The sequence below is a fragment of the Paenibacillus hunanensis genome (assembly GCF_034055775.1).
Lineage (GTDB): Bacteria > Bacillota > Bacilli > Paenibacillales > Paenibacillaceae > Saccharibacillus > Saccharibacillus hunanensis.
On sequence record NZ_CP139194.1, the window covers coordinates 4168084 to 4182563 of the forward strand.

Sequence of the window (14480 nt, forward strand, 5' to 3'; positions counted from 1 at the left end):
TTATGTGTACGATTCATAAGGCTGAGCTGTGATCGATGCGATACGTCTCCATATCTGATCTTTTTTCTTTATCCATTCACTCTACAAGCCTATCCGATTACGCTACCGATAACCCTTCCGCCAGCTTCGCCATCGCTTCAACATAATACGAGGTGCCATTACGGCGATCGAATTGCTCGGCTAACTCCAGTGCCATCATTTTCAACTGCTCTGCAATCAATGATACATGCTGGCTGTGCTCGGGATAAGGATACTGCTCGGGTAAACGAATCTGGAACTCGGTCGTTTCCTGTGCCAGTACAGTAAACAAACTAGCTGCCGAAGCGAGAAAATACATCCGATCCAGCGGGCTTTCGCAATCAAACGACCATGCTGCATGGCGCTCGTACAGCTCCAACCCTTTAAAAGGATCAACGTGAGCCAGATAAGCAATATGCTGTCCAATGCTACGCAGAAAATCACGATTGTTTTGAATCATCGGATAGTTTTTTTGCTGATAATCGGTTGCTTCTCCCTGCCTTCCTAGCTGATATAACGGCATAAGTAGCTCTGCCAGCGTCAGGTGTGGAATTTTCTGACAGCTCATTTTATCGTTGATGATCGAATTGGCTGCTTTTAACGCTTCCTTATACCGTCCAATTTTGGCAAAATAACCAACGATTTCATCTTGTTCACACGCACGACAATTGCTAATATCCTCGCGTTTCATTTTTTTGTATATGTTATAGTATTCATCTGCCTGCTCAAACTCGCCTGTGTGCAAATGCAGTGTGAACAGATAGCTATAGTAAGTACGCTCACTATACCCAGCACGCTTATAGCGATCACGCATATCGGACAGCAGTTCCATTAGCTGCTGTCGACTAATCTGTGGGAAATCCATCGCATTGCTAATAATCCATTTATAAGACCATAAGAGATTTCGTTCATTATATAGATCGGGATTACGATCAAACTGACCGAGCTGCCATGAGAAATGGGTGATCGCTTTAAGCGCAAACCCATTAAATACAGCTGCCTCTACCAGATCCTCTCGAATCAGATACCCTGCCTGTACATCGCCTAACGCATCGGCAAGCTGTACAGCCTGCTCTAACAGCTGTAGCTTCGCAGGTCCATCTGGAAGTCCGCGCGCCTGCCAGAACAACTGCTTACATTCGGGATCGGTGAAGATTTCGCTCATCGCGCATCCCCGCTTCCTCCTGCGGACAAGCCCAGTTCAATAAAGCGTAGAATACCCTGATTCAGTGTAGCCAGCTCCTGACGATTCATCGGATAATGCCCCATCATCAGCGCATTCACATACAGCATCTCTACAGCGACAACCATCATCGCTTCATTGCCTGGCATGAAAATTTTGCTAACGACTGGATTATCCAGATTCAGATACAGCGTCGAATACGCAGATTGCTCCATTGCCGAGCCAAGACTACCGAGAATAGAAGATAACGTATCCGTGCTAACTTCCTTCGCCGCTTCGAGCGAACGAAGCTCAGACGATTCCTTGGACAAGGTGAACAGGGCAGGCAGCTCGGATGGCTTGAAACGCTTCAACTGAATCTGGCAACGGAAACGCTGCAAGGCCGTATCCGCGGTTCGAGTCAGCTCATAATAAGCACGACGCTCATCCGGTGTCAGATCGACGAAGGACAGCGATACATCCTCTGGCATCAAACGATTCGTACTCACCGCATCATTGACAAGCGGCAAAGCCGACATTAGCTCTGCATCATAAATATAGCCACCATTCACGACGAGTAGCGCCTGCGCTGCCGCCACATGGGTAATCTGACGATATTCATCCAGTGTGAGCGTGAAATAGATCGTATCATGCTCCTTTAGCATCTCGCCCAGTGTGCGGCGACCAAAGGTCGTTTCAAATGGCAACCAGCGATGAATAATCCGGTAAAATTGCTCATCCTCCGTTGCCAGTGCCTTCATCGACAGCACATGCAGCTGAATAATATGCTGTAACCGATCCGAATCGTAATCCGCCATCCGCATCAGCTCGCTACGAATCGAATCGCCCAGCTCCTCACGTACCTGCTGCAGCTTCTCATCCTCATAAAAATGCTCACGCGAAGCCGTCGGCTGTAGCTCGTCCGTCCAGATCAGACATTTTACAAAAAACGCCCAGTCCGGCAAAATATTTTCCGCCTTATCTGATACGAGCATCGACTTCAAGTACACCTGATGAGAGCGCTTCGCATTCAGATTGACCGAATGCGGCAATACAAACGCAATTCCTCCGGTGCGACCGGAAGACGTACGCAGCGGAATAAAGTCCTTGAATCGCTCGCCCATTAAGCGCTCACCAAAGTCCAGTACCTCATCGCGATGACTGCGTGCCAGCTCTGGCTCATGCAGCCACGCCGGACGCTGATCATTAATCACCTTCGACTGTTCACCATACTGAAGCGTGATCGGATATGGCAGCAAGGCACCGTAGTAATACAGACCCTCTGCCAGATATTCTGGATCAAAATACATCTCACTGCCCGGCTTACAACGCAAATATACCTTCGTGCCTGGCGACAGCTCGGTATCCAGCTTGCGAATGCTATACGTACCATCCGGTTGACCGCGCCATTCCAGCGTGGGGCCACCCTTCGCTGAGCGCGTAACCATCACGATCTCGTCGCTGACCATAAAGCAGGACAGCAGCCCGATCCCAAAGCGCCCAATAAAGGACGTCTCGCCTGTGAATGCCGCCTCGCCGCGCTTGGATGATTGGCCGATCTGAGCCAAAAATTCATGAATATCCTCTTCGGTCAGACCAATCCCATTATCCTCAATAATCAACGTACGATTGGTGATATCTCCGGTCAGTTCAATATGAATATGACCTGTATGCTCGGGCTCGATCTGTGTGCGTGCAGTAACCGCATCCACCCCGTTTTGCATCACTTCGCGCAGGAATACGCGTGGATTGCTGTACAGATGATTCGATAAAATATTAATCATGCCGCTCAAATTAACCTGAAAGCGGTATGTATCTTTATTAGTCATTAGGGTTCATCCTTTCGTGCATCATTGTTATTGTTCCCTATCTGTTCATCATCAATTCTGTTCATGCTCATGATTCGGACGTTTGCTCATCGGCTACCTGCTTCAATACATCGTGTAGCTGTAGCCTTGCTTCCACATCGTCATAATCAAGAAATGCGTCATATTCATAATAATATTTGAGTGCGATCACAATCATCGGCAAGGTCACAGGCTCCCCTGCATCGCGTAGCACCTCGATCACATCTTCAAATGTCGCCATTTCGAACCAGCTCTGCAAGCCTGCATCTCGGAACTCATGAGTAACAATGTCGCCCCGCTCATTTTCAGTCGCCTGGTCTTCCGCTAGCTGATCCTCCAGCCATTCCTCATTAAAATAATAGATCGGCGTATGCAGCGGCTCTTGCTCCCATTTGTCCACATTCGTGTATAACCAGGTATTGTGTAGCTTTCCGCACATCGCCACTAGCTCACCTAGCGTATGGAAGATGAGCTTGTCTGCATGCTGACGGCGATTATAATCATTCAACCGATCCTCGTAACGACTCATGCGCTTCACTCCTTTAGGTCGTAAAGATAAGCAGATGGAGCGTGCAGCTTATCAGGTTTGATTTTGCATTCGTGTGAGTAGCTTGATCATACCTTCGCGATTTTTCGCATCCTTCATATACCGTGGCAAACGATAGGAAGCAGTACGCGTATAGGCATAGCTTGGTCGCTGACGCTGATCGGCAGCGATATAGGTTAATAAATAGTTCAAATGCGCGCGGTTAATCGCCCATACCGGCTTACCGCGATAAGAGGACAAAAAGTACAGCTCCAAGCCAAAATACGGCTCACGTCCATCACGAATGGCTAAATTATAATACACACCGTCGAAACGTTTCTTCACAGGCATAGCCTGCATCGTTCCGCAATGCGGACAAGCATAATTTACAATCTTGTGTGTGTACTGTCTTTTGTCATGTAGCTGTTCATTAAACCAGCGATCACACTGGTTACAACGACCGGATACACGATAGACAGCTTCCTGCTCATATATTTTCTTTTGCATACATTGACTGCACATAAAGATGAGCTCGCCATCTCTACAGCGAATCGAACCCTCGCTACCACAATCACATCTCACAACAATTCCTTCAGGACCTGGTAAAATCCATGACAGTGCATAAGGCTCTCCACCATAATCGACAAAGCGCTTCATTGCTATTCTCTCCCCTTTCATCAGCACACGATCATGACTTCTGTTCGTGGAATGTGAAACGAACATACATTATCGTTGATGCCGCTATGAGACGAGTGACGGTTGTTATCTTTTCGATCTACTGAATCTAAAGTATTACATTCTAAACACCTGCTATATGTAAAAGTAAAAAGCTCCATCTCTACTCCATCCGACTGATATCGGGTGACCTATGGTCTAATCCATCGTCTATGAAGGAGTGAGGAGACGTTACTTTTAAGTATAGCGTTCCCATCCAATGAGAACAACAAGACCTCCGCATCAATTACAATCGACACGTATTGAGCTTCCTACGAATCGCGTATGACGTGCGCATGGAAGAAATTATTTTGGCTCATGAATCAGACACGCGATTTGTGTGTAATACACAGTTAAGATACTGCACTACAAGAACTATCAGTATACCATTCTACAGACTCTAATTCGACATCGTTCGACAGATCCAAATTACATCTATAGTCGTATATGATATAGATGTGAGTAGCCTTGTAAGACGGATCATTACTTATGCGGAGGTGATTAGCGCTTCATGATGAAGCTAGCATTCCAGCTTAAAGCTGTACGCAGCTAGCTTGCTTCCTATGTTACATATATACACCATATAGTTATCGATCAAGCAGATCATTGTATATATGCTGTACACTTCGCTTTCTACCACTATAGCGCTATGTATAAGCAATTCCAGCTTGTGCATAAGAAGAGATTTTCGAGTCTTCGAGCCTTAGTCATCTCGCCCAATTCATTCCCATTTATGTATATTTCTATAAGCAAAAGAATTATTTTGATATAAATTTAATTTTGTTAAATATAATTTTGAGATTTTTAATGAAATAGTGTAAAATACCTAATCAAAAATTGATTCGTATACGATAAATAAGTATACAGCATATTAACTTACTCTCTTAATATATAAAGTGATCTACACCTACAATAATCCATCTAAATATGTTTTATTTAAAGTTTGAACTATGGAGGACTTATATGTCGACTTACATTCCAACTAACCATCATGTGGAAGTCAATGACCAGCTTGTGATGAAGGCACTCAATCAGAATCTTGCGATCATCCGTTTTAATAGTAATCGTGAGGTCGCTTATGTAAATGATAATTTCGCGAATGCGATGGGATATAAAGCTGAACAAATGCTCGGTATGAAGCACCAGCTTTTTTGCTTTCCTGAGCTAACACAATCAACCGAATACGAAACGATGTGGAGAGGATTATTCTCCGGTCGTAGCTATCAGGACAAAATTAAGCGCAAAGATGCTTTCGGTAATCCAATCTGGCTTGAAGCGACATATATGCCTGTCTACAATGAAGAAGGCACACGCGTAGTCAGCGTCTGCAAAATCGCAACGAATATTACCGCTCGTCAAACGAATATTACGACTGTTGTCAATGACATGCAGGAGATGGCGGATGATCTGACCCGTCGTGCTGAGGATGGGATCAAACGTAACGGTGATATACTTTCCAGTATTCAGCGAATTGCTTCTGTCGCTTCGGATAATACGTTAATGCTAAATAACTTACAGCAACAGGCACAGGCTATTCAAAATGTAGTCAAAACGATCCGTGAGATATCTTCACAGACACAACTGCTCGCTCTCAATGCAGCGATTGAGGCTGCTCATGCAGGCGAATTCGGACGTGGCTTCGATATCGTTGCCAAAGAGGTTCGCAAGCTCTCCGGTATGGTTGAATCTTCGATCAGTGAAGTGAAAAGCAGCGCGGATGCGATCGCCAAAGAAATCAATAAAATTTCCAACGGTACAACGGATGTACACCAGAATGTTGAAGAAAGCCGGGAACAGATTGAATCGGTACTGGAAGAGTTCAATCTGCTCGCCTCTTCTGCTCAGCAGCTTGATGTGCAAGCACGTAAAGTCTCCAGTATCGTCTAATCGTTCCTGTTTGGTATCCATCTATTACGTAGCACCCTGCACATTATTACTTTACTCATTACAAGCTTAATCATTAAAAGCGTAATCCTCAAAAAAGCCTGATTGATCATGATATGTTACAGCCAGAGCTCATCCGATGCACCGGATGGATTCTGGCTTTTTGCTTGCGGAATCATGCACATTTCTTGTCGTCATTTTCACATCATTTCCACATCGGAATATCCAATATTTTGAAAAAGTAAGTATAGCTATGCTGACGTTGTTTGGATAAAATGAAGTTAAGACCTCCATTCATGCTCCCGAATAGAATCTACTTTTCCAGAAATCATAAGCATATGAAGCGTGTCATGAGGAGCTGGATGTCGCTGACAACAGGCTAAGCTTTCGGTTATATGTAAACGCTATCAATTTATTCCGCAGTGATCTCTCGTAAAGGGGTGGGTACACGATGGAAACATTCGATGTGCAGCTTTACAAGCCAAAGCTTCATTTTTCACCAGGGCAAAACTGGATCAATGATCCGAATGGGCTGGTTTATTTTGAGGGAGAATATCATTTATTTTATCAGTATCATCCGCATTCTACGGTATCGAGCACGATGCATTGGGGGCATGCTGTAAGCACCGATCTGATTCAATGGGAGGAGCTTGATGTCGCACTGTCTCCTGATGAACAGGGGACGATCTTCTCTGGCAGTGTAGTCGTGGACTGGAATAATACCTCCGGGCTATTTCCAGATGAGCCAGGTCTGGTGGCTATTTATACGAGTCATCTGGAGCCAATTGACAGGAACTCACAGCAGACCGATCGGTACACGCAGCAGACCGAATCGATGGGTCATGAGAATCCAGGTGGCGAGGTCTTCTCGGCTGCTGCACCAGATACAGTATCCGCTCCACCCTATCTGGACGATCAGTGCATCGCCTTCAGTCATGATCGTGGACGCACATGGACGAAGTATGAGGGCAATCCGGTGCTGACTAGCAGTACGGATCGTGATGTTCGTGATCCAAAGGTATTCTGGTATCGTCCAAAAGGCTACTGGGTGATGGTCGTTGCTACAGGACAGAATGTATCCTTTTATACGTCGCGTAATCTATTGGATTGGAAGCTGGAAAGTCGGTTTGGGGAAGGCTTTGGCTCTCATGAGGGCGTATGGGAATGCCCGGATCTATTCCGCTTGCCGATTGAAGGCACAGAATCGTGGAAATGGGTGCTGCTGGTGAGTACAGGCGATCAGCCTGAGCTGGGCAATGGCTCGCGGACACAGTATTTTGTCGGTTCCTTTGATGGCAGGCAGTTCATGCCAGAATATAATCGCATTCAGTGGCTGGATTATGGGCGAGATAATTATGCAGGCGTTAGCTTCTCCGATATCTCGGAGCAGGACGGTCGGCGCATCTATATGGGCTGGATGAATAACTGGCGCTATGCGCGTGAGCTGCCAGCAGGTGACTGGAATGGAGCGATGACGCTTCCACGCACGCTATGTCTGCGACCTCTGAAAAATCAATTGCTGATCTGCCAGCGTCCGGTCGCTGAGCTGGATCGATATTTTACTGAAAAGCATAAGCTATCTGGCATTACGGTTAGTAATAAGCAGCCGTATGAGTTGATCACTGCGGCAGCGATTGCGGATATTCGGCTTCGCGCACAGCATGATGGATTGGATGAGCTAACGGTTACGATTCATCATACAGCAGAGCAATATACGACGATCGGGTATCATGCAACTAGCGAGCTATTGAGTGTACGGCGTGAGCATTCCGGGCGGAGTGATTTTGATCCGTTGTTCGCTCGTGGTCAGCAGGTGCATATTCCGTATAGCAGTCATCTGAATCTACGAATTGTGCTCGATAGCTGCTCGGTTGAGGTATTTGCTGGGGATGGGATGTACGCGATCACAAGCTTAATTTTCCCGGATCAGGCATGCCAGCGCATTGTTATACAGTCACGAGGTGGAGATGCGCGGTTGTATGATAGCTTTATTTATACAGGATGAATAAGTGAAATGCTGGCATGTTGCTGTGAATATGTGCTTGGTAGGTCATACGGGGAGCCATTCAGTTGAATGCGGAATGCAGGAATCGATGAAATAAGATTGATCTGGTAATTGGATATACCGCCCTGATGCCGGGATCGAATAGGATTCTGCGTGCATCGGGCGGTTTTTGGTGTGGGTTTTTGGTGTGGGCTGTTGTTGATGGTTAATTTTGATGATTTATAGCTCTAATTAGCTTCAACGGGGATTAACTAATTTCTGACGTATCGTGTGTAGATGAGTAGCTTTAATAAGCGGATATCGCTGTGAGCATCCGATCCTCTATACTAGCTACTCCTCGTCACTTAGCGACCTTCCCATTCCTCGTAAAAGCGTTGTACATACTGCTCCATATACTGATGACGCTCCTCAGCAATCTGGCGTGCGGATGGAGTGTTGATTCGATTTTTGAGCTTGAGCAGCTTTTCATGAAAATGGTTAATCGCTGTGCTGCGACCGTTACGGTATTCCTCAGCACTCATCTGCTCGCGTACCGGCAAATCAGGATCATACATCATGTCACCAACATGACCTGCATATACGAATGTACGGGCGATTGCAATCGCGCCGATCGCGTCCAGACGGTCAGCATCCTGTACCACTTTGCCTTCGATTGTGGGCAATGGTGGATTGTTCCCTCCGTTATACGACATATTCGCGATAATATACGTAATCTGCTCGCGATCCTCAGTCTGTACATGCTGACGATCCAGCCAATCGGTGACACGCTGCATACCGACTTCCTTGGATGGGTTCAGCTTTTCGTCAGCGATATCATGCAGCAAGGCTGCCATCGTGCAAATATAGTCGTCTGCTCCCTCTGCCAGTGCCAGCCGCCGTGCCATCTGCACGACACGGTGAATATGCCACCAGTCATGTCCACTCGTCTCACCGCTGAGCTCCTGCTTCACAAAGGCATACGTATTCGCTAGAATGCGCTGCTTCTCCTGGGATAGATCGCTATGTACCTCTGCGGCTGGTGCTGGTGGAATCGGTGTTGATACAGTGGAGTCTGCATTTGAAGAGGCTTCCTGGCTTATCCGATCGGACTCGTGTGAAGCAGTAGAATGGGTAGAATTAGATTGGGTCAATGTGATCGTTCCTTTCATTTATCGCGTTCTTACTGTGTTATTGTGCTCATCTCTATGCTACTGGTGAAATCTAGCCCTCGCCAGCCTAGCTTATCCTTCCTCTCCCTCTGCTGCCTGCATAGGCGGCTTCTGATCGGATGGCATAGCGGCTTCTCCATTATGATCATACTCCCAGCATATAATCGTTGCACTATCATACGCCCCTGTCGTATGCAGATGGTTGAGCAGACGATGCAGATTCACACTCATACTATGCTCATTATACAGCGAATCATACAATGCTGGAGCATGCTCATATTCTCGATCCGCTCCCTCGACAATACCATCCGTGAGCAGCACGATCATATTCCGTCCACTCCGTAGCTGACGGCGACCGCTACTATAGCAAGGAACCGGCCCATCCAATGTGTTCACCTGACCGATCCATTCGTAAAATTGACGCTGGTTCAGTGCATATTGACCGAGCTTAGCCAGCTCGGGATGAAGCACATAAGCGATACAATCGCCAATGGAGAACCACCATACATACTCATCGCGCTGATAGACGATCAGCAGTGCTGTTTCTCCCTTGACCTGATGACAGGCAGCACGAAAGGCAGCATCTGATAACAGGCTTATTATGTATGACTCTATCTGTTGGAACGCATCCTCTCGCTCCATCAAGGCGACCAGATCATCCTTATGATCCAGTAGCTGATCAACTACCAGCTCTGCACTTTCAGCACTATAATGCGCATCTAGCACCACTGCCAGTCGACCGTTGCCTGACTCACTCTGTAAAACGATTAATCCATCCTCATTTTTACTCGCACCGCTCAATGTATTCCCACCGTAGCGTCCGATATGGATGCCCTTCTGCTCGGTCACTGAGATTTCATCCAGAAACATATATCGACTGCCTACCCAGCTATAACTCATATCGGCACCCTCCTGTTTATTGATATGTATTATGGTATACGATCGATCGTTGATGTCGAGTCATGCTCGCCAGCTTTATTTTCGTAGATAAAGCCTACTCGCTTCCAATCTCATGTGAACATTCAGCATAATGGATTAACAGCGTGTAGGAATAAGCTCACTAGCAAAAAATCGAACCGTACAGATAAACTGACGGTTCGATTATAACGGAATATGGGGCAGCCATCCTGCCTCCTACACTCTACTAGCTCATACGCGATCGCGCTGCTCCTGCAAAATAATATACTCTGGCTTTGACTGCTCCTGCTGACGGTAGTTCACCAGCAGTACACTTCCATCTGCTGAAGCCAACGCTAGCTCACCTGCCAGCACAGCGTCCAGACGAAATGGAAGCTGCTCTACGACGATATGCTTGTGCAGCTCACGCTCGTTCAGCTGCGAGCCTGTCCATGCAGCAGGTAGTCCCTCTCCCTCTGGAAGCTGAGCGATATACTGCAAATAACGATGAATTCGATCTCGATCCGGCGCATCATCCCACCAGATTTTACGCGGCTTCTGACGATGATTGAGCAAATAATCGAGCTTCATCAAGCCATGCACCCGATCTGGCTGCTTCAATCCGTGCTGCTGTAAAAATGCCTGTAATCGGGTGAACAAATCCTCCAGCTGATGCCCGATCTTTTGCCAGCCCTGCTCCTCCCAGTAATCGCCAAACGCCTGGAAAAAGTCAAACGGTGACTCAAATTCATGCTGCATCAAATACCCAAGTGTATGATCCAGCCGATGCGCATTCCAGTATTTCTCCAGCACATCCTCCAGCCGCTTCAACCGCACAATATCTTCAAAGGATAGCACATGACTGCCCAGAATCTCATACGGTGCATGATCCATATACGTGTACTGATACTTTTCCGCATCCAGACGGAGTCCGGTGCCGCGTAACATTTTGAGGAAGCCCAGCTGTAGCTCCTCGGGTTCAAGCGCAAACACGTCATTAAATGTCTTACGGAAGGTCGCATAATCCTCCAGCGGTAGCCCTGCGATCAAATCCAGATGCTGCGCGATTTTACCGGAGCGCTTGATCGTGTTGACGGTACGACTCAGTTTGGTAAAATTTTGCCGCCGCTTGACCAGCTCATTGGTCGGATCATTCGTCGATTGCACGCCGATCTCAAAGCGGAACACACCTGGCGGTGCATGCTCTGCCAAATAATCCAGCACCTCAGGACGCATAATATCGGCTGTAATCTCAAATTGGAACGTACAACCATTATGATTTTCAATCAAAAAGCGGAACATCTCCAGTGCATAATCACGCTTAATATTAAACGTACGATCGACGAATTTGATCAGCTTTGCGCCATTTTCGATCAGGTATAAAATATCACTCTTTGTCCGCTCGATATCAAAGTATCGTACCCCAACCTCAATACTCGATAGACAAAATTGACAGCTAAACGGACACCCACGGCTCGTTTCAAAATAAACGACTCGCTTCGCCAGATGCGGAATATCCTCGGGAAAACGATGCGGACTCGGCAGCTCATTCAGATCCTGCTTCGGTCTGCCCGGCATGACGATAATCTCCTCACCCTTGCGATAGGCTACACCGTAAATAAAGTGATATTTCCCCGCGCCTTCAATCTCCTGTAGCAGCTGATGGAACGTCTCTTCTCCTTCGCCAATCACGATAAAATCAACCTGAGGCAGACGTTGCATCCATTGCTCGGTATCATACGATACCTCCGGGCCACCGAGCACGATACGTGTAGCAGGCATGACTTTTTTAAGCACTTCCAGTACACGAATCGTTTCCTCGATATTCCAGATGTAACAGGAGAATCCGATCACATCCGGTTGTCTGCGATACAGATCGGACACGATATTCATCACCGGGTCTTTGATCGTATACTCTGCCAGCTCGATATCAAATTCCTTCTCGCTATATGCCTTCAGACAGCGAATGGCAAGCGAGGTATGAATATATTTGGCATTCAATGTAGACAGTACAACCTTCATGGATGATCCGCTCCTTTGCTTCTATACGTTATAGACAACCAAGTACCCAGCCTTCCAGCAAGGCAAGCTGTTGCTCCTGCTGACTCAGTGTAGCCAGCTCCAGATACGGCATTAAGGCTCCGGCACGATCTCGCGCCTGTAGCCAGTCGGCAATATAAGCGGCATCGCGTTCATGCTCACTAAGCGGCTCATAGGCCGCTGTCGTTTGAATACGTCTGCGATATAGCGACGGATACGCCTCCGTAATCAAATGACGATCTTCCGGCAAAACCAGACCATCATACGGCCAAAAGTGAATCTTTAGACCGCGCCGTTGACATTTTCGCAGACGATAGATCCATGGTAAGCCTGTATGTGTCGAATAGGACACCGCTCCCTGCATACCGGATACACGATCCAGATCGGTCACACTCTTCGTCGATGGGATGAATTCACGCTCGACCAGACGCTTATCGGTGGAGTTGATATAGTCTGCCTGTTCCTTACTCTGCTTCATCGTCAGCCGCGAAGTCTGCCATGTACGCTGACTCCACTTTAAAAAAGTATCCCAGTCCTGCAAGCCGAGTCGCTGTAGCTGAGATAGCGGATACGATAGACCATGATCCAGTCCAACGATTATGCGCTTGTCGCTATAATAAAGCTCATGCAACAGCCACTCATACACAAGACGTCTCGACCAGAGCGCTTGCTTCGCAGCGGCTACAGGTGGTATAGAGCGATGATCCGATACAGGTGGCAATGATAGCTGAAATGGCTCGTCTTCTCTAGCCACCGCGACTGCTAATCCTTTAATACGAGAATCAGGCTTCTCCGCACCCGAGTAATCGATTCCGATATAGACATGAAATAGCGACGCTCTGCCGCTCATTCACATCCACTCCCGCTCACGATATACCGCAATCAGAATAGTCGCAGACTGCTCACCGATATTCGTCACGCGATGCGGTACAACCGCATTCCAGCTAAAGCTATCACCTGCATCCAGCTCCGTAACCTCAGCGCCATATTCGACACGAACTCGTCCTTCGACCACCGTATGAATCTCTTCGCCTTCATGAGCGATCAGCTTATCTGAGCTAGAGTATCCGGCTGGCAGCTCCACGAGCGTAACACGCATATTGCGCGTAATACCCAGCTCGTATACCTTCATCGGCTGCTGACCGATCGAGGTGAGTGGACGCTCATCCTTTTTCACAATGTTGATACGTTCCTCACGACTAAGCAGCAAATGAGCGAGCGATACGTTCAATACCGCAGCAATGCTCTCCAGTGTAGCAAGTGAAGGTGAGGTTTTATTATTTTCCAGTTGACTCATGAATCCCTGCGACAATCCAGTTTGTTCACATATCTGAGCAATGGTAATGTTTTTCCGTTTACGAATGGCACGAATCATCGAACCGATTTCCATCGTGATTATTCTCCTTGCTATCGATAAATCAGCGTGTTGCTGGTAGTTTCCATCATACAGGCGTGTAGCAGGATCGTGCAAATGAAATTGTGCCGTACAAGCGATGAATTAACGTTTTTCTCACAACAATCCATAAAAAAATAAGACGACTCCTTTTGGCTATACTATTGCAGGTATTCATGATAACGAAGCGGTGTTTACTTGGTACAACAAATATTACTAATGAGAATAATATATAAACATAAGTAATATTTTTGTTGACATACTAATAAAGAGGGTGTAAATTACTTTTAGTAATCAAATTATTTAAGGAGTGGTTCATGATGAAAGTAACAGTAGTATCGACGATTATGCGGGTTGTACTTGGTATTCTATTTTTGGCTCACGGGATCAGTAAATTTCAAATGGGGATGGACGGCGTAGCTGGCTGGTTCCAAAGTGTAGGCATTCCTGGCTTCCTCGCGTATGTCGTTTCTCCAATCGAATTGGTTGGCGGTATTTTGCTAATCATCGGCTTATTCACACGTTATGTATCTATTTTGCTTATTATTGTGCTACTCGGAGCGATCTTCACGGTGAAGCTGTCTGCCGGTCTGATGGGGAATGGACAAATGGCGGGTTACGAGCTGGATCTGTCATTCATGCTGGTAGCTCTGTATCTGGCAGTTAGCAATAACACGGGCTTCTCGCTGGATCAAATGTTGTTCCGTCGTAAAACAGCGTAATCCTATCAACACCAATCGACGATCTATCAATTGCACGATTACTTCATCGCGTTCAAATGATTGCAGTATGGATGAATTCCATTAACAATAAGCAGCTACGATTGCAACTGGTGATCAGCTATGA

12 protein-coding genes are annotated in these 14480 nt (G+C 46.8%); 3 read left to right on the forward strand and 9 right to left on the reverse strand.

All coding sequences use genetic code 11. From position 1 onward, the window contains the following. Positions 1-97 precede the first annotated feature (97 nt). The 4 genes from SK066_RS16945 to SK066_RS16960 form a co-directional block, all read right to left on the reverse strand. Positions 98-1183, reverse strand: coding sequence for a hypothetical protein (locus tag SK066_RS16945; protein ID WP_320542346.1), 1086 nt, complete (start codon positions 1181-1183; stop codon positions 98-100). After that, positions 1180-3009: an HSP90 family protein gene (locus SK066_RS16950; protein WP_320542347.1), complete on the reverse strand. Its 1830-nt coding sequence runs from the start codon at positions 3007-3009 to the stop codon at positions 1180-1182. Before SK066_RS16950 ends, SK066_RS16945 begins: the two co-directional genes overlap by 4 nt. Before the next feature lie 67 nt (positions 3010-3076). Continuing rightward, on the reverse strand, positions 3077-3556 hold the full coding sequence (locus SK066_RS16955) for a DUF7716 domain-containing protein (protein ID WP_320542348.1): 480 nt from the start codon (positions 3554-3556) through the stop codon (positions 3077-3079). Between the two features lie 51 nt (positions 3557-3607). Continuing rightward, entirely contained in the window at positions 3608-4210 is a 603-nt protein-coding gene (locus SK066_RS16960; protein ID WP_320542349.1) for a hypothetical protein, read from the reverse strand. A gap of 1020 nt (positions 4211-5230) precedes the next feature. Here SK066_RS16960 and SK066_RS16965 point away from each other — a divergent pair. Next, entirely contained in the window at positions 5231-6154 is a 924-nt protein-coding gene (locus SK066_RS16965) for a methyl-accepting chemotaxis protein (RefSeq protein WP_320542350.1), read from the forward strand. Positions 6155-6602: 448 nt separating this feature from the next. Continuing rightward, a complete protein-coding gene (locus SK066_RS16970; protein WP_320542351.1) occupies positions 6603-8156 on the forward strand; it encodes a glycoside hydrolase family 32 protein in 1554 nt (517 codons plus the stop codon). A gap of 344 nt (positions 8157-8500) precedes the next feature. Here the strand turns inward: SK066_RS16970 and SK066_RS16975 are convergent, their stop codons facing one another. From SK066_RS16975 to SK066_RS16995, 5 genes are all read right to left on the reverse strand, one after another. Next, entirely contained in the window at positions 8501-9286 is a 786-nt protein-coding gene (locus tag SK066_RS16975) for an HD domain-containing protein (RefSeq protein ID WP_320542352.1), read from the reverse strand. A gap of 90 nt (positions 9287-9376) precedes the next feature. After that, positions 9377-10204, reverse strand: a complete 828-nt coding sequence (locus SK066_RS16980; RefSeq protein ID WP_320542353.1) for a PP2C family serine/threonine-protein phosphatase — start codon at positions 10202-10204, stop codon at positions 9377-9379. A 249-nt stretch (positions 10205-10453) separates the two neighbouring features. Then, complete coding sequence (locus tag SK066_RS16985) at positions 10454-12223, reverse strand: B12-binding domain-containing radical SAM protein (protein WP_320542354.1); 1770 nt, start codon at positions 12221-12223, stop codon at positions 10454-10456. Positions 12224-12251: 28 nt separating this feature from the next. Continuing rightward, entirely contained in the window at positions 12252-13091 is an 840-nt protein-coding gene (locus tag SK066_RS16990; protein ID WP_320542355.1) for a hypothetical protein, read from the reverse strand. After that, positions 13092-13631 carry a cupin domain-containing protein gene (locus SK066_RS16995; protein ID WP_320542356.1) on the reverse strand — a complete coding sequence of 180 codons (540 nt, stop codon included), beginning with the start codon at positions 13629-13631 and terminating at the stop codon, positions 13092-13094. It abuts the gene before it with no gap. Between the two features lie 320 nt (positions 13632-13951). Here SK066_RS16995 and SK066_RS17000 point away from each other — a divergent pair, with 320 nt between their 5' ends. Next, positions 13952-14356, forward strand: a complete 405-nt coding sequence (locus SK066_RS17000) for a DoxX family protein (protein ID WP_320542357.1) — start codon at positions 13952-13954, stop codon at positions 14354-14356. Positions 14357-14480: the final 124 nt, after the last annotated feature.